Here is a 15,676-nt window from a genome sequence, read left to right as displayed (position 1 = left end):
GCGGCCAACAGCCAGGCGCTGTCGACCCGCCAGTCGATCGCGGTGTCCGCGCTGGCGCTCGCCAACCAGTCGCAGCAAAGCGTGCTCCAGCTCCTGCGCTGATTTCGACGACATCTCAAGATCAAGCGGCGGGGGAAACCCCGCCGCTTTTTTGTTTTCCAGGGCCGAAACGGGGCGAAAAAGCGCTGCGCGCCCTCCGGTAAGGAAGCATTAATCACATCGCTTAAGCCGGCGTTTACCTTAATTTAAAGGAAGCTGACTAGAACTGAGGACATAAACTAGGAAAGTTTGACACATGTCCGTTGTTCTTTCGGCCTCGGTTCGCCAGAACCTGCTCTCGCTTCAGTCGACCGCGGACCTGCTCGCCACCACGCAGAACCGCCTCTCGTCCGGCAAGAAGGTCAATACGGCGCTCGACAATCCTACCAACTATTTCACTGCCGCGGGGCTCGATAACCGCGCCAGCGACATCAACAACCTGCTCGATGGCATTGGCAATGGCGTACAGGTGCTGCAGGCCGCCAACACTGGCCTCACCTCGTTGCAGAAGCTGGTCGATACCGCGAAGTCGATCGCCAACCAGGTGCTGCAGACGACCGCCGGCTATTCTCCCAAATCCAGCGTCACCAGCGGCGCGAACGCCGGGGGAACCTCAGCCAACCTGCTGGGCGCCACGCTTGCGCAGGGCGACGTCCTGACGATCGCAGCGACCGGCGGCGGCACGGCGTCGAGCATCACGTTCGGTACCGGCGCGGCGGAAGTTGATACGCTGAACGAACTCAACGCGGCTCTGGCACCCAACAATCTGCAGGCTTCGGTTGACGACACCACCGGCAAGATCACGATCACAACGATCAACGACGCGGCTTCGGCCACCGTCGGCGCGCTAGCCGGCACCGCGACCGGTGCGGGCAAGGCATTCCTGCCGGCTTCGGTGGTCACGGTCGCACCGGCCGCCGATGCGGCTTCGCAGACCATTCGCTCCAACCTGGTGGCCCAGTACAACAACATCATCGCCCAGATCACGACGACAGCGCAGGATGCCTCGTTCAATGGCATCAACCTGCTGAACGGCGACGATCTCAAGCTAACCTTCAACGAGACCGGCAAGTCCATATTGAACATCAAGGGCGTGACGTTTGGCGCGGCGGGCCTTGGCCTTGCTTCGCTGGTCGCGGGCACCGACTTCCTGGACAATGCCTCGGCCAAGGCGACGATTGCCAAGATAAGCAATGCGTCGGACATGTTGCGGACGCAGGCCTCTTCACTCGGTTCCAACCTGTCGGTCGTGCAGATCCGGCAGGACTTCAACAAGAACCTGATTAACGTATTGCAAAACGGCTCGGCCAACCTGACGCTGGCCGATACCAACGAAGAAGCGGCCAACAGCCAGGCGCTGTCGACCCGCCAGTCGATCGCGGTGTCCGCGCTGGCGCTCGCCAACCAGTCGCAGCAGAGCGTGCTCCAGCTCCTGCGGACCTAGCGGCGACCAGAGAAAAGTCGAGGGCGGCGGGGGAGACCCCGCCGCTTTCTTTTGAGTCGGCGGCGTAGCGGTTACCGCCGATTTATGGACACATTTGGCAACCGCAGCTAACCATATTTAAAGACGCGACCTGTATGAAAGTTGGGCAGTTTTCAAGCCCCGCGGTTCTGCGAATCGCTCCCATCGAGGTCAGTTAATGTCCAATGCAGCCCAAGCCTACGCTCGCACGTCACAAACGACAGCCTCTCCCCGTGAAATCGAAGCGCAAGCGCTGCTGAAGGCCGCACGACAACTCCAGGACGTTCAGGCCAACTGGGCTGGTCCCGACAAGAACATGCACAACGCACTGCTGTTCAACAGCCGGCTTTGGTCGATCTTCATGAGCGCCGTGGAGACCAACGACAACCCGCAGCCGATGGAAGTTCGTCAGAACATCGCCAATATCGGCGTCTTTGTGATGAAGCAGACCATCGAGATGCAGATGAATCCGGATCCGGCCAAATTGAACTCGCTGATCGACATCAACTGCAACCTGGCCGCGGGGCTATCGGGCCGCGGCTGACCGCGGAGTAACGGAGCGCGATCATGGCTGACGTTTTCAGTATCCTGTCGGCCAACTACAAGACCGTGGGAATGGCGGTTCCGTCCAAGACGCCGTATGCGCCGGTCGATCCCACGCTCTATCAGGGCGACTGGACCGGAAAATACGCCAACAACAAGTCGTTCAAGATCACGGTCTCGAACGTCACGGGATTTCGCGCCAAGGTCCACTACCAGAGCGGCAGCACCAACAAGTTCGCGGACGTTCTGATCAGGGACAATGCATTCCGGATCGGTGACTTGAAGTTCATGGTGACCAAGGAAGGAACGGCGGTCATCAAGAACGTCGTCACCGACCCGGCAACCGGCGGAACGTCGCTCGATACCGCTTATGCGAAGCAGAGCAGGTGAGCGGAATTCTCAAAGCTTTTTGAATCAAGCCCGCCGGTCGGTGGCGCGAAGACGCTGCGGCGCGTCCTTGCTGAGGTCGAGCGCGTGGAAATAGGCGCGGCGGCGCAGCACCGCTTCCTCGGGGAATTGCTTCACCACCTGGCTCGTCCTGTTATCGACGACCTGATAGACGACCGCTCGCGCGTCGCGATCGAACACCACCTGGTTCGAGACGGACGCATTCGAAATCGAAACGCGGACGGCAGCGGAATCGCTGGCGCGCGCGCCCGCATCCGACGCGACCACGGTCTGGCTCGCCGGCAATTGGGTCGCGACCGCATTATGCGCCGCTTCGCTGATCGGTTGAACGATCGGCGCGGCAACCGGTGCCCCCACCGGTTTGATGTTGAAATCTGTACTCATGGCAGCCTCCAGGCTTCCTTCGAGTCAAATCCCAACCCCTCTCAAACCGCAATATAGCTTCCCACCCCTCAACGCGGTGTTAGGGAACGCGCTGAATCCCGTGCTTATACGGGGGCGCGAATTTGTCGAAAATTTTAGATGTCTAGAGCGAGCGGCTGACCGCGATCGGCGTCATGTTGCGCGGCCCGGGCGTCGCGCGCCGGCCGCTTGCCGTATAGGTGTTGGGAATGTTGCGGCGCTGGATCTCGACGTTGACGCCGCGCACGATGCCTTCGGACACCGCATGCGCGGTCGCAAGCACCGTGAGATTGATCTGCAGCATGGCGCGGAACGTGTCGTGATGGCGCCGCAGCGTGGTCAGCAGTTCAGGTGATACCTGCGCCAGATATTTTTGCGAGTTCTTCAGATGTTCGACCGCGACCATGTAGCGGCGCGACAGCTCGCCCTTCTGGCCTTCAAGCTCCATCGCTTCGCGGATCTTGCCGGCGCGAACCAGTTCGGTTTCGCGCTCGATGATGCCGAGCAGGCCGCTCATCACGTCCATCAGGTCTTCCGTGAGCTTGCGGGCCTCGACGGGCGAGGAGATCGCGCGTGCCGGAACTGCGGCGGGCTGTGCTTGCGGGCGCTGGTTCATGTCGGGTTTCCCTATCTCAGCCGGCGCGGTTGGCTTGCTGCAGGATCAAGGTACGGAAGACGTCGTTGGAGATTCCGATGCCGCCGGATTTGGCGAACGACTTCGAATATTCATCCGTCAGCATCGAGCGCCAGGCGCCGGTGCCCGTCGTATCGCCGAACGGGCCTTCGCCTTTGACGCCGGTGGTCATCTGCGAGAACATCGAGTTCAGGAACATCGCCTCGAAGTCCTGTGCCTTGGCGCGGGTCTTCTTCTGCGCCTCGGGCGAAATCTTGGTCAGGGCCTCGGCCAGCTGCGGATCGTTGCGGCCGTTGATCAGCGTGGATTTCGGGTACGAATTGCCGATGCCGTTCAAGCTGCTTTGCATCACATCACCTCGATGTCGGCCTGGATCGCGCCGGCGGCCTTGATCGCCTGCAGGATGCCGATAAGGTCGCGCGGGCCGATGCCGAGACCGTTGAGGCCGTCGACGAGTTGCTGCAGCGAGACGCCGTCTTTCACGACTGCGAATTTCTTGCCGTCTTCGGAAACGGACACGCTCGAGCGCGGCGTCACCACGGTCCGGCCGCGTGACAGCGGGTTGGGTTGGCTCACTTGCGGACTCTCGGAAATCGAGACCGTAAGGTTGCCCTGCGCCACCGCCACGGTGGCGACTCGCACATCGCGGCCCATCACGATGATGCCGGAGCGTTCGTCGATCACGATCTTGGCGGTGAGGTCGGGTTCGACCTGCAATTGCTCGATCTCGGTCAGGAAGGCGACGACGTTGCCCTTGAACTCAGCGGGGATCGCCAGCTGCACCGTGGAGGGATCGATCGGCTCGGCGGTCTTGACGCCGAGGAAATCATTGACGGCCGCGGCGATGCGCTTGGCGGTGGTGAAATCGGCGTTGCGCAGCGCCAGCCGCACATTGGGCAGGCGATTGAGCGCGAATTCGATCTCGCGCTCGATGATAGCGCCGTTGGGAATGCGGCCGTTGGTCGGTACGCCGCGGGTGATGCTGGCGGCGGCGCCTTCCGCCGCGAAGCCCGAGATCGCGAGCGAGCCTTGCGCGACCGCATAGACATTGCCGTCAGCGCCGAGCAGGGGGGTGACGAGCAGGGTGCCGCCGGTCAGGTTCTTGGCGTCGCCGAGCGCGGAAACGGTGACGTCCATCCGCGTGCCCTGGGTGCCGAACGCCGGCAGATTGCCGGTGACCATCACGGCAGCGACGTTGCCGGTGCGGATGGTTGCGCCGCGGATGTTGACGCCCATGCGTTCCAGCATTGCCTGCAGCGACTGCTTGGTGAAGGGGATGTTGTTCAGCGTGTCGCCGGTGCCGTTGAGGCCGACGACGAGGCCGTAGCCGATCAACTGGTTCTGACGCACGCCTTCGATATTGGCGAGGTCCTTGATCCGCGAGGTCGCGCCTGCGGACATGGCCGACAACGCCAGCGCCAGCAGCGCGACGCAGCCCACCCGCAACATTCTCGCCGTATGGATGCCGGGCATCCCAATGCTCCCCTAGAAGTCGTTCCCGGACAACGCGCCACTCCCATGACGGTAGCCCGTGATTAACTATGCGAGATCGGTGCCACGCGGTTTCGGTGGCCTAGTCCGTTGAAAGTGCTATGCTTTGTTCGGTGGTGCACGATCCGGCCGATCTCGCGGCACCGGCGAAACTGCCGCGCGGCGGCAGATTTTGCCGGGTCGTTTACGCGGCATTAACCATAAAGCGGCGAAGCTCCCTGCAATCGACCGGCGAGATTCACGACGATGCGCATCTACGGACCGAACGGCACCACGCTTGGATCGCCCGCGAGCAGCACGCGGCGAACCAGCTCGACCGGCTTTTCGCTGCCGGATGCGCCGACGACGCCGGACGAGACCCGCTCCGCGGCCCCGCCGAAAGCCGCTGGCAGCATCGACGCGCTGCTGGCGATGCAGGGCGTCGAGGATCCGACCGAGCGCCGCAAGCGGTCGGTGGCGCGCGGGCGCGGCGCGCTCGACGTGCTCGACGAACTCAAGCTCGGGCTGCTGTCCGGCAATCTCGACACCGCCACCATGAACCGGCTGCGCGATGCCGCGGCCAACCTGAAATCTTCCTCCGGCGATCCCGGCCTCGATGCCGTCCTGGCCGAGATCGAGCTTCGGGTCGAAGTCGAGCTGGCCAAGGCTGGGAAGTTCTAGGCTTCGCGTTTCCTCACATCCCGTCTGTCACGCCGCCATCGCATTGCGCTGCGCATCGTAGCGGCGCTGCGCGTTCAGCACTTCCTTCAGATTGCTTTCGGCCCAATCGCGCAAGGCATCGACGGCCGTTGACAGCGTCGCCCCCAGCGGCGTGATCGAATACTCCACCGTCACCGGCACGGTTGCGATGACGCGGCGCTTGATCAGCCCGTCGCGCTCCAGGCTCTTCAGCACCTGCGACAGCATCTTCTGCGAGATGCCTTCGATGGCGCGGCGCAGCGCGTTGAAGCGCATCGGCTCGTCGCGCACCAGGAGCAGAATCAGCACCGCCCATTTGTCGCCGACGCGATCGAGAATCTGGCGCGTCGGACAATTGGCGGCATAGGCGTCGGGTTTCATTTTCATGGCGGTTACTCCGGCGTAATCAGGTGAGTTCGAAGTGCTCTCTTAACACCTACGCTCTTTGCGTTATCTAGTCACCATTGGATACCACATCCATCCCATCGCAAGGAGACCAAAGATGAAGATCGCCGTCGTCGGCGCGTCCGGAAATGCCGGCTCGCGTATCGTCACCGAACTGGCCAGCCGCGGCCACACCATCACCGCCATTGCCCGCCACCCCGAGAAGATCGCGAGCCAGCCGGGCGTCACGGCCAAGCAGGGCGACGTGCAGGATCAGGCCGGCCTGGCCGCACTGTTCGCCGGCCACGATGCCGCGATCAGCTCGGTGCATTTCCTCGACAGCGACCCGGTCCGGCTGATTGGCGCCGCCCGTGATTCGAAGGTTGGCCGCTACCTCGTGGTCGGCGGCGCCGGGAGCCTCGAGGTGGCGCCGGGCGTCCGGCTGGTCACGACGCCGAACTTCCCCGTGGTATACAAGGCCGAGGCCGAGAAGGGCGGCGTCTTTCTCGACCTGCTGCGGCAGGAAAAGGAGCTGAACTGGACCTTCCTGTCGCCCTCGGCCCTGTTCACGGCCGGCGAGCGGACGGCTAAGTTCCGTCTCGGGACCGACCAGCTTTTGACCGCGTCCGACGGCAAAAGCTGGATTTCCTTCGAGGACTTCGCAGTTGCACTCGCCGACGAAATCGGGCGTCCGGCCCATCTCCGGCAGCGTTTTACCGTCGGTTACTGACCAAGCGGGCTGCCCCGCTGCGGTGCACAGTTTTGTCTGTGTATGCGCTCCGGGGCGGCCTTCCTTGCTGCAGGGCCGATATTGTCTGTCACAACTCGCCGCTATATAAGGCGCGCGCGGACGGACGATTTTCTGTTCCGCCTTGCACTTGTAGATAGGCTGACATTGGAAAAGTTGAAGAATTATCGACCCTCCGAAAAAGAGCCTTTCATGAACGACCGCCAGCGCGATTATTTTCGCGCCAAGCTGCTGGCGTGGAAGGACGAGATCCTGCGGGAATCGAAGATCACCCTGCAGACGCTCCAGGAAGAGAACGTCAATCATCCCGATCTGGCTGATCGCGCCTCTTCCGAAACCGATCGCGCGATCGAACTGCGCGCCCGGGACCGCCAGCGCAAGCTGATCTCCAAGATCGACGCGGCGCTGCAGCGTATCGAAGACAACACCTACGGCTATTGCGAAGAGACCGGCGAGCCGATCTCGTTGAAGCGGCTGGAAGCCCGCCCGATCGCGACGCTGTCGGTGGAAGCGCAGGAGCGTCACGAAAAGCGTGAAAAGGTTTACCGGGACGAGTAGAGTAACGTCCGGCACCTGACCGCAGCGCGCGGTCGGCACTGCCGGTTTGCAACGAGAGAGCTGCCGCCGATGGACAAAATTCTCGCGGCCGCCAAAAATATCGCCACCGCGCGCCGCGGCCGCAACCCGCTGCCGGCGCTTTCGAGCGAACTCGTGCCGCAGGACGAGGCCGAGGGCTACCAGGTTCAGCGCGCGGTCCACGATCTCTTGCTGCCGCAGGTAGGCGGCCTCGTCGGCTACAAGATCGGCTGCACCAGCGCGGTGATGCAGCAATATCTCGACATCCCCCATCCGTGCGGCGGCGGCGTGTTCGCCAAGGGCGTTCATGAGTCCGGCGCGAAGCTGCGTTTCGGCGATTACGTCCGCGTCGGCGTCGAGTGCGAAATCGCGGTCCGGCTCGCGCGCAACCTGTTGCCGTCGGAAGCGCCATTCACCGCCGAGTGGGTGATGGAGGCGATCGAGGCCTATTATCCTGCGATCGAGATCGTCGACGATCGCTACGTCAAATGGGAAACGATGGGGGCACCGACCCTGGTCGCCGATGATTTCTTCGCCGCCGGCTGCGTGCTCGGCAAGGCGATACCGCGCAACAACGCGCCCGATCTGCTCAAGGTGGTCGGACGCGCCATCGTCAACGGCACCGAAGTCGGGCGCGGCACCGGCGCCGATGTGCTCGGGCATCCGCATAATGCGCTGGCCTGGCTCGCCAATCACCTGGCCGAGGAGGGCAAGGGATTGCACGCCGGGCAGATCGTTCTCACCGGCAGCCTGGTCAAGACCGTGTGGCTCAACGCCGGCGACAAGGTGGTGATGGAGCTCGACGGGCTCGGCACGGTGGCGGCGAGTTTTCGGGACTGAGCGGCAATCATGCAAGGGCAGGAGAGCGTTCCCTCGATCGTTGAGGCCGACGCGCGCGGTGAAATCGCCGACATCTACGCCGACATCCGAAAGGTGCTCGGCACCAGCGTCGTCAATTTGATCTGGCGCAACCTCGCGACCATGCCGGGCGCGCTGCCCTGGACCTGGGCCACGGTGCGGCCGCTTTATCTCGGCGCCGCACCGCTGCATGCCGAATCCGTCAGGCGCACGATCGCCTTGCCCGATCTGCCCGGATTTTCCGCCGACACGTTGCTCGCCGCCGGCATCGATCAATCCGACCAGGCCATCATTCGCAATGTGCTGGACAGCTATCAACATACCAACGCGCTGGCTCTGACCGTGCTGTCGGCGTTGCTCGCGCATTTCGAACCGCGACCGGCCGGTACAGTCACGGCCGCCAGCTCCGCGTCGCCGCCTTCCGGCGTCAAGATTCCGGAACTGCCGCCGATGGATGCCCTCGATCCCGAGGTGGCGCGGCTGGTTGGCGAATTGAACGGTTTTGGCGAGGACACCGAACCGCAATTGATTGCGAGCATGTACCGGCATCTGGCGTACTGGCCGGCGTATCTGGCGCTGGTGCGAACCATGCTGGCGCCGCTGCAAGCCGACGGCCGGCTCGATGCGCTGACGCGTTCGACACGCGCGCTTGGGCACGCGCACGGCGCGATGCTGGCGCCGCAGCTGAAACCTGCAGCGCCGCCCGACGCGCTTGCGGGCGTGCTGAAATCCTGCCGGTTGTTCGTCGAGCATCCGATCGCCCGCATGACCGGGCTCTGCGCATTGATCCGCCGCGCCACGCCTGAGTGAACGGATCTCGTAGCCCGGATGAGCCAACGGGTCGCGCGAATGCGCGCCCGATGATAAACTCCGCGAAATCCGGGACCAATGCTGTGTGAATCCCCGGATGTCGCTTCGCTCATCCGGGCTACGAATTCTTCATCAGCTACCCGAGCACTTCAACTCGGTGCGGTCATAGAACGTCTTGATGGCGTTGAAGGGGACGACGAACCGTTCCGGATACCCCTTGAACCACACCAGCACCTCGAAGCGGTCGTCCTTCACGGTCAGCTTGCCGAATTCATACTGCAGGACGACGGTCATCTCGTTCGGATATTTTTCCAGGAGATACCCCGGCATTTTCACGCCCTCGGTCCGGGTCGTGAAGGTGATATGGACCGGACGTTCTTCGGCCGCGTGCCACAGCGTCTCGGCAATGTTGAAACGCGCCGGCGTCGTGCTGCAGGGTTCAGCCGCCACCGCGCTCGTGGCGGCGAACATGGTCGCCAGCACGGCGAACAGGATTCCTGCTTTTTTTGTTGTGGCCTGCATTGGTCCGTCTCGCGTTGTCGCACTGTTTCATGCGTCAGTGACCTCGGAGTGCACATGGGTTCAATCCGGCGGACCATTGTCCCTTCGAATGTGCGGGAGGTCACAGCTACACCGTCGTCCCGGCGAACGCCGGGACCCATACCGCGTGATCTTTCGATAGAGGCTCGGTAACAGTGACCGTTCGCAAAACTTCTTCCTGTGGTTATGGGTCCCGGCGTTCGCCGGGACGACGGCGGTGTTTGTTGTTACACCGTGGTCTAAACGCACTTCCGCATTCTCGCGACGCATTGCGCCCGAGCTTTGCCAGAAACTTCCCGCCCTCTCATCGAGAGGGCGCAGGGAAGACCGGGTGCGCGCTGCACCCGCGGTCCCGTGTGCGGTTAGCACAAGAAATGCTGCACACGAGCATACAGGGCAGCGGAGAACACCCGGCCTTCCCTGCGCAATGGCTTTACGGCTTATGCCGTGCTCTCCCCGGAGACGAGTTCTTGGTTGACTCCGTCGCTGCCGTTCAGCTCTCGCCTACCCGACAGCTTGACACCTGCAACGGGTGCCAGGACCACACGGTTTTGCCGTACGCCCATCCACGCCGTCGTCTCAGCGTAAACAAGCGTCCACCGCAACCCGCCCAACGTCCGTGACGACGGCCGACGCCCTCTGAGTGGGACGGGATGGCGATATATGTGCACCTGATTATCCTTCTGGTAAACAGAAATATTTTTTATCTCGGGGCTTGACACGATTTCTGGCAATCGTAAGTGATTTGCCCGTCGGGTTGATTTGTCGCATGCGGAGCGCAAGATTGCGCTTGCGTGGGGAGCGAAGCAGCAAATTCGGCAGGGCGGTGACTCAATCCGATCGCGCGAGCGATAATCGTCGCGTCCCGGACGCGGTGCAGCGTGTAACGCTGCTTTGGCACTGCGGAGCATCCGGGGAACGCCGAGAGCAACTGGCCCTAGCCAAAAGAAAACGAGGTAAGTTGTCGGGAGCCGCGCTGGTCGTTCGTCCTCCGGACACAAATCCCGACGGCGTCACGCAATTATCCGGAGCCCTCCAATGATCCCCACCATCACGGCCTTTGAAAGTTCACCCGACCGCGGCAAGGGACAGGCACGTGACATGCGTGTTCGTTGGGCGCTCGAAGAAGTGGGCCAGCCTTACGACGTTCGTCTTGTTTCGTTCAGCGAGATGAAGGAAGGCGCGCATCGTGCGCTTCACCCTTTCGGGCAGATTCCGACCTATGAAGAAGGCGGTCTGGCTTTGTTCGAGTCGGGGGCGATCGTGTTCCATATCGCGCAGCGCCATGCTGGACTGCTGCCTGATGATGCGAATGCCCGGGCGCGCGCGATCACATGGATGTTCGCCGCACTTGGCACGGTGGAGCCGCCGATCGTTGATCTGCAAAACGCCGTTCTCCTGGAGCGCGACAAGAGCTGGTACGAGCAGCGCCTGCCTATCGTCAAGGATCGCACCCGCGACCGGCTGGGCGAACTTTGCCGTCGCCTCGGCCATGCCGACTGGCTCGATGGTGCGTTCAGCGCCGGTGACCTTCTGATGGTAACCGTGCTGCGCCGGTTGAATGCATCGGATATATTGAACGAGTATCCGAACCTGTCCGCCTATGTAGCCCGCGGCGAAGCGCGGCCGGCGTTCAAGCGTGCTTTCGATGCTCAATTGGCGGTATTTACCGCCGCATCGAATCCGTAGGATGGGTGGACCCAACGGGTCGCGCGAATGCGCGCCCGATGACAGGCTCCGCGATACCCATCAATCTTCGACGTTGATGGACGGTGATGGGTTTCGCTTCGCTCTACCCATCCTACGGCGTATCCGCTACGCCGGCACGCGTCCGCCGAAAAACGGCATCAACGCCTGGCTCAGCGTGTGCGCCCGCTTCGAGGTAAAAACCATCTCGGCGCCGGCGGTGTCGGATTCGCGCCCCGGTCCGCCGAGCAGATCGGAGACGCGCCGCGCGATGGCGGGTGCGGGGTCGATCCAGTCGACCGGCCATGGCGCGAGTTTTACGAGGCGGTCCAGCAACAGCGGATAGTGGGTGCAGGCCAGCACGACGGTGTCGGTGCGGGCGTTGCCGTGACCGACGAAGCAGGGCGCGAGCTCGGCCGAGATGTCCTTGTCGCTGACGTAAAAGCCGTTGAGCGCGCGTTCGGCCAGCGCGGCGAGCTCGGCCGAGCCCACCAGCGTCACCTCGCAGCCCTGCGCGAAATCGTCGATCAGCTTCCTTGTGTACTCCCGCTTGACGGTGCCCTTGGTGCCGAGCACCGACACGCGTTTTGTTCTTGAGCTGGCGCAGGCCGGCTTGATCGCGGGAACGGTGCCGACGAACGGCACGGAATAGGCGCTGCGCAGATGCGACATGACCAGCGTGGAGGCGGTATTGCAGGCGATCACCACCAGATCGGGGGAGTGGGCCGCGATCAGCTCGCCGACCAGCGGCACCACGCGTGCGATGATCTGCTCTTCGGTATGGTGGCCATAGGGGAAGAACGCGTCGTCGGCGACGTAGACATAATGGGCGTCGGGCCGCGCGCCCACGATCTCGCGCAAGACCGTGAGGCCGCCAAGGCCGGAATCGAAGACGAGAATGGTTGGAGGAGCTGCCACGCTGCGATTTTAACCGATCCGCGGTTACCGTTGGGTTGATTTGACCGCCCCGGCGGCCCGTCCATCAGGCGGTCGCCGGCGCAAGATCTTCAGAACAAGCCAATCTGGGGTGATTCAAATCATCTTGGCAAGGGCGGAAGCCGGCAGCGCGCGGGGTCAGACCGGCAACAGCGGCCGGTGCGGTTCCGCCGGCATCTCGATGCGAACCGGGTCACCGGGCCGCACGTCGCCTTCTGATATCACGATGCTCATGACTCCGGCCTTGCGGATGAGATTGCCGTCGGTATCGCGATCCAGCGTTGCCGCCATCAAGCCCTTCTGGAAATCGTCGATCTGGATGCAGGGATTGCGCAGGCCGGTGATTTCGACGACGGCGCTGGCACCAAGATGAAGCCGTGAACCGGTCGGCAGCGCCAGCAGGTCGATGCCGGATGTGGTGATGTTTTCGCCGAGGTCGGCGGGCTGGACGATAAAGCCTTTTGCGCGCAGCTCGTCGAAAAGTTCGGCATGGATCAAATGCACCTGACGCAGATTGGGCTGCGTCGGATCGCGGCGGACGCGCGAGCGGTGCTTGACCGTCTCGCCCATGTGCGCGTCGCCGGCAACGCCGAGGCCTTTCAGCAAGCGGATGCTGAGACCGGGCGTCTTGCTGAAATGGTGGCCGGCACGCGCGCTGACCGCAATCACGCTGCTCATTTGCGCTTCAGCTCTCCCCAAAAACCCGCTTGAAGATCGTGTCGATGTGCTTGAAGTGACATGTTATCGGGACAGATCAAGAGCTTGTCGACTTGCCGGCGAGACGCCGAACGCCGTGGCGCGTCGTCAACCCGCCGGCATCGACTTCTCGATCAGCCGCACCCAGTACGATGCGCCGTGGCCGAGGATGTTGTCGTTGAACTTGTAGCCGGGGTGGTGGCATTCATTGCCGTCGCCCATGCCGAGAAAGATGAAAGCGCCGGGGCGCGCTTCCAGCATGAATGCGAAATCTTCCGAACCCATCAGCGGCAACGCGCGCTCGTTGACGCGGTCGGCGCCGACGACATCGCGGGCCACTTCTGCGGCGATGCCGGCCTCTCGCGCGTGATTCACCGTCACCGGATACGAACGTGTGTATTTGATCTCGGCCGACCCGCCGTAAGCCCGCGCCACGCTGTCGGCAACCTCGCTGATGCGGCGCTCGACGAGATCGCGGATTGCAGGATCGAGCGTGCGCACCGTTCCACCGAGCTTGGCGGTCTCCGGGATGATGTTGAAGGCGGTGCCGGCCTGGAACATGGTGATCGAGATCACGGCCGATTTGAGCGGATCGACGTTGCGCGATACGATCGACTGCAACGCGTTGACGATCTGCGAGCCGACCAACACGCTGTCGACCGCGCGGTGCGGACCGGAGCCCGCATGGCCGCCCTTGCCGTGCACCGTGATCTCGATCTTATCCGCTGAAGCGAGCATTGCGCCCGGCGTGGTGTGGAAGTGGCCTTCGGGCAAGCCCGGCATGTTGTGCAGGCCATAGACCTCCTGAATGCCCCAGCGGGTCATCAATCCATCGTCGACCATCGCCTTGCCGCCGGCGCCGCCTTCTTCGGCGGGCTGGAAGATGACGACAGCCGTACCGTCGAAATTGCGCGTCTCGGCGAGATATTTGGCCGCGCCAAGCAGCATCGCGGTGTGCCCGTCATGGCCGCAGGCGTGCATCTTGCCGGGAATCTTGGAGGCGTAGGATACACCCGAAGTCTCCTCGATCGGCAGCGCATCCATGTCGGCGCGCAGGCCGATGGTCTTGCCGGACGTGCTCTTGCGGCCGCGGATCACGCCGACGACGCCCGTGCGGCCGATGCCCGTCACCACCTCGTCGCAGCCGAATTCGCGCAAGCGGTCGGCTACGATGCCGGCGGTACGGTGGACTTCGTAGAGCAATTCCGGATTCTCGTGGAAGTCATGGCGCCAGGCGGCCATTTCATCTGACAAAGCGGCGATGCGGTTGACGATGGGCATGGGAGATCCGTTTCTTGTGTTGTTCGTTTGCGGCCAGCGTAAGGTATTCTGCCGCGATGTCACCGACAAAAAGGCGCGCCCCCTTGTAATTCTACGCTGCCCCGAACACGCGCTTGAAAATCGTGTCGACGTGCTTGAAGTGATAGCCGAGGTCGAAGCGTTCTTCGATCTCGGCGTCGCTCAGATGCTTCTTCACGTCGGGGTCTTTTTTCAGCAGCGTCAGGAAATCGCCTTCGCCGCGCCATACCGGCATTGCGTTGCGCTGCACGTATTTGTAGGCGTCCTCGCGGCTGGCGCCCTTTTGCGTCAGCGCCATCAAAATCCGCTGCGAATGCACGAGGCCGCCGAGGCGGTCGAGGTTCTTCTGCATGTTCTCGGGGTAAACCAAGAGCTTCTCGACCAGGCCGGCGAGGCGCATCAGCGCGAAATCGAGCGTCACGGTGGCATCGGGGCCGATCATGCGTTCGGCGGATGAGTGCGAGATGTCGCGCTCGTGCCAGAGCACGATGTTCTCCATCGCCGGCATCGCATAGGCGCGCACCATGCGCGACAGGCCGGTGAGATTTTCCGACAGCACCGGGTTGCGCTTGTGCGGCATCGCCGAGGAACCCTTCTGGCCCTCGGAGAAGAACTCTTCGGCTTCCAGTACTTCGGTGCGCTGCAGGTGGCGGATTTCGGTGGCGAGACGTTCGACCGAGGAGGCGATCACCCCGAGCGTTGCAAAATACATCGCGTGGCGGTCGCGCGGGATCACTTGCGTCGAGATCGGCTCCGGCGTCAGTCCCATCGCCTTGGCGACATGTTCTTCGACGCGCGGATCGATCTGCGCAAAGGTGCCGACGGCGCCCGAGATCGCGCAGGTCGAGACTTCCTTGCGGGCGGCGACCAGGCGCTCGCGGGCGCGGGAAAATTCCGCATAGGCGTAAGCGAGCTTGAGGCCGAACGTCACGGGCTCGGCATGGATGCCGTGGGAGCGGCCGATGGTCGGCGTCATCTTGTGTTCGAAGGCGCGCTTCTTCAGCGCGGCCAGAACCTTGTCGATATCGGCAAGCAGCAGGTCGGCGGCGCGGGTGAGCTGGACGTTGAAGCAGGTGTCGAGCACGTCGGAGGAGGTCATGCCCTGATGAATGAAGCGCGCCTCGGGGCCGACGATCTCGGCCAGATGGGTCGTGAAGGCGAGGACGTCGTGCTTGGTCTCGCGTTCGATCTCGTCGATGCGGGCGATGTCGAAGGTGACGTTACGCGCCTTGGCCCAGACGGTTTTGGCGGCTTCCTTCGGGATGACGCCGAGTTCCGCCTGCGCATCGGCCGCATGCGCCTCGATCTCGAACCAGATCTTGAAGCGGGTCTGCGGCTCCCAGATGGAGGCCATTTCCGGGCGGGTGTAGCGGGGGATCATCGACGACTCCGGCGAATTGTTTTTTACGCCGTGCTTTAGCAGGGCCGCCCAAATGAGACAAACAAAGCGAGACAAGCGGCCGGGAAAACGGCTGGGATAATTCCT

General features: G+C 62.9%; 19 protein-coding genes. 9 read left to right on the top strand and 10 right to left on the bottom strand.

Translation table 11 applies throughout. The features are described from left to right. The first annotated feature begins 295 nt into the window (after positions 1-295). From JQ611_RS15770 to JQ611_RS15760, 3 genes are all read left to right on the top strand, one after another. Entirely contained in the window at positions 296-1,483 is a 1,188-nt protein-coding gene (locus JQ611_RS15770; protein WP_212465932.1) for a flagellin, read from the top strand. Between the two features lie 196 nt (positions 1,484-1,679). Beyond that, on the top strand, positions 1,680-2,045 hold the full coding sequence (flaF, locus tag JQ611_RS15765) for a flagellar biosynthesis regulator FlaF (protein ID WP_212039225.1): 366 nt from the start codon (positions 1,680-1,682) through the stop codon (positions 2,043-2,045). Positions 2,046-2,068: 23 nt separating this feature from the next. Beyond that, positions 2,069-2,434, top strand: coding sequence for a hypothetical protein (locus JQ611_RS15760; protein WP_212264268.1), 366 nt, complete (start codon positions 2,069-2,071; stop codon positions 2,432-2,434). Between the two features lie 24 nt (positions 2,435-2,458). Here JQ611_RS15760 and JQ611_RS15755 read toward each other — a convergent pair whose 3' ends face one another. From JQ611_RS15755 to JQ611_RS15740, 4 genes are all read right to left on the bottom strand, one after another. Further along, on the bottom strand, positions 2,459-2,836 hold the full coding sequence (locus tag JQ611_RS15755) for a hypothetical protein (protein ID WP_212465931.1): 378 nt from the start codon (positions 2,834-2,836) through the stop codon (positions 2,459-2,461). A 142-nt stretch (positions 2,837-2,978) separates the two neighbouring features. Next, on the bottom strand, positions 2,979-3,470 hold the full coding sequence (locus JQ611_RS15750; RefSeq protein WP_212465930.1) for a hypothetical protein: 492 nt from the start codon (positions 3,468-3,470) through the stop codon (positions 2,979-2,981). 16 nt (positions 3,471-3,486) lie between these two features. Then, positions 3,487-3,837 carry a flagellar assembly peptidoglycan hydrolase FlgJ gene (gene flgJ, locus JQ611_RS15745; protein WP_212264271.1) on the bottom strand — a complete coding sequence of 117 codons (351 nt, stop codon included), beginning with the start codon at positions 3,835-3,837 and terminating at the stop codon, positions 3,487-3,489. Next, positions 3,837-4,961 carry a flagellar basal body P-ring protein FlgI gene (locus JQ611_RS15740; protein WP_212465929.1) on the bottom strand — a complete coding sequence of 375 codons (1,125 nt, stop codon included), beginning with the start codon at positions 4,959-4,961 and terminating at the stop codon, positions 3,837-3,839. Before JQ611_RS15740 ends, flgJ begins: the two co-directional genes overlap by 1 nt. Before the next feature lie 264 nt (positions 4,962-5,225). Here JQ611_RS15740 and JQ611_RS15735 point away from each other — a divergent pair, with 264 nt between their 5' ends. Further along, positions 5,226-5,639 carry a flagellar assembly protein FliX gene (locus tag JQ611_RS15735; protein ID WP_212465928.1) on the top strand — a complete coding sequence of 138 codons (414 nt, stop codon included), beginning with the start codon at positions 5,226-5,228 and terminating at the stop codon, positions 5,637-5,639. Between the two features lie 27 nt (positions 5,640-5,666). Here the strand turns inward: JQ611_RS15735 and JQ611_RS15730 are convergent, their stop codons facing one another. Next, the gene (locus JQ611_RS15730) at positions 5,667-6,038 is read right to left on the bottom strand and encodes a winged helix-turn-helix transcriptional regulator (RefSeq protein WP_192740311.1); all 372 of its coding nucleotides are present in this window, start codon (positions 6,036-6,038) and stop codon (positions 5,667-5,669) included. Between the two features lie 121 nt (positions 6,039-6,159). Between JQ611_RS15730 and JQ611_RS15725 the strand changes: the two genes are divergently transcribed. From JQ611_RS15725 to JQ611_RS15710, 4 genes are all read left to right on the top strand, one after another. Continuing rightward, on the top strand, positions 6,160-6,771 hold the full coding sequence (locus tag JQ611_RS15725; protein WP_212465927.1) for an NAD(P)-dependent oxidoreductase: 612 nt from the start codon (positions 6,160-6,162) through the stop codon (positions 6,769-6,771). A 210-nt stretch (positions 6,772-6,981) separates the two neighbouring features. Then, complete coding sequence (dksA, locus tag JQ611_RS15720) at positions 6,982-7,347, top strand: RNA polymerase-binding protein DksA (protein ID WP_092509290.1); 366 nt, start codon at positions 6,982-6,984, stop codon at positions 7,345-7,347. Positions 7,348-7,416: 69 nt separating this feature from the next. Beyond that, the gene (locus tag JQ611_RS15715) at positions 7,417-8,205 is read left to right on the top strand and encodes a 2-keto-4-pentenoate hydratase (RefSeq protein WP_212264274.1); all 789 of its coding nucleotides are present in this window, start codon (positions 7,417-7,419) and stop codon (positions 8,203-8,205) included. Between the two features lie 9 nt (positions 8,206-8,214). Continuing rightward, on the top strand, positions 8,215-9,033 hold the full coding sequence (locus JQ611_RS15710) for a hypothetical protein (RefSeq protein WP_212465926.1): 819 nt from the start codon (positions 8,215-8,217) through the stop codon (positions 9,031-9,033). A 132-nt stretch (positions 9,034-9,165) separates the two neighbouring features. Here the strand turns inward: JQ611_RS15710 and JQ611_RS15705 are convergent, their stop codons facing one another. After that, positions 9,166-9,555, bottom strand: a complete 390-nt coding sequence (locus tag JQ611_RS15705) for a ClpXP protease specificity-enhancing factor SspB (RefSeq protein ID WP_249133199.1) — start codon at positions 9,553-9,555, stop codon at positions 9,166-9,168. A 1,056-nt stretch (positions 9,556-10,611) separates the two neighbouring features. Between JQ611_RS15705 and JQ611_RS15700 the strand changes: the two genes are divergently transcribed. Next, entirely contained in the window at positions 10,612-11,262 is a 651-nt protein-coding gene (locus JQ611_RS15700) for a glutathione S-transferase family protein (RefSeq protein WP_212465925.1), read from the top strand. Between the two features lie 126 nt (positions 11,263-11,388). On the opposite strand, the gene murI is transcribed toward JQ611_RS15700, so the two are convergent. From murI to purB, 4 genes are all read right to left on the bottom strand, one after another. Next, a complete protein-coding gene (gene murI / locus JQ611_RS15695; RefSeq protein WP_212465924.1) occupies positions 11,389-12,177 on the bottom strand; it encodes a glutamate racemase in 789 nt (262 codons plus the stop codon). Between the two features lie 156 nt (positions 12,178-12,333). Then, the gene (locus JQ611_RS15690) at positions 12,334-12,873 is read right to left on the bottom strand and encodes an MOSC domain-containing protein (protein ID WP_212265952.1); all 540 of its coding nucleotides are present in this window, start codon (positions 12,871-12,873) and stop codon (positions 12,334-12,336) included. 126 nt (positions 12,874-12,999) lie between these two features. Next, positions 13,000-14,172 (bottom strand): M20 aminoacylase family protein, encoded by a 1,173-nt coding sequence (locus JQ611_RS15685; protein ID WP_212265951.1) that lies wholly within the window; start codon positions 14,170-14,172, stop codon positions 13,000-13,002. 91 nt (positions 14,173-14,263) lie between these two features. Beyond that, positions 14,264-15,571, bottom strand: coding sequence for an adenylosuccinate lyase (purB, locus tag JQ611_RS15680; protein ID WP_212465923.1), 1,308 nt, complete (start codon positions 15,569-15,571; stop codon positions 14,264-14,266). Positions 15,572-15,676: the final 105 nt, after the last annotated feature.

The organism is Bradyrhizobium sp. AUGA SZCCT0182 (assembly GCF_018130185.1).
Classification (GTDB): Bacteria; Pseudomonadota; Alphaproteobacteria; order Rhizobiales; family Xanthobacteraceae; genus Bradyrhizobium.
The sequence above is the reverse complement of the archived record's forward strand: the minus strand, read 5'-3'. Positions and strand labels throughout refer to the sequence as shown.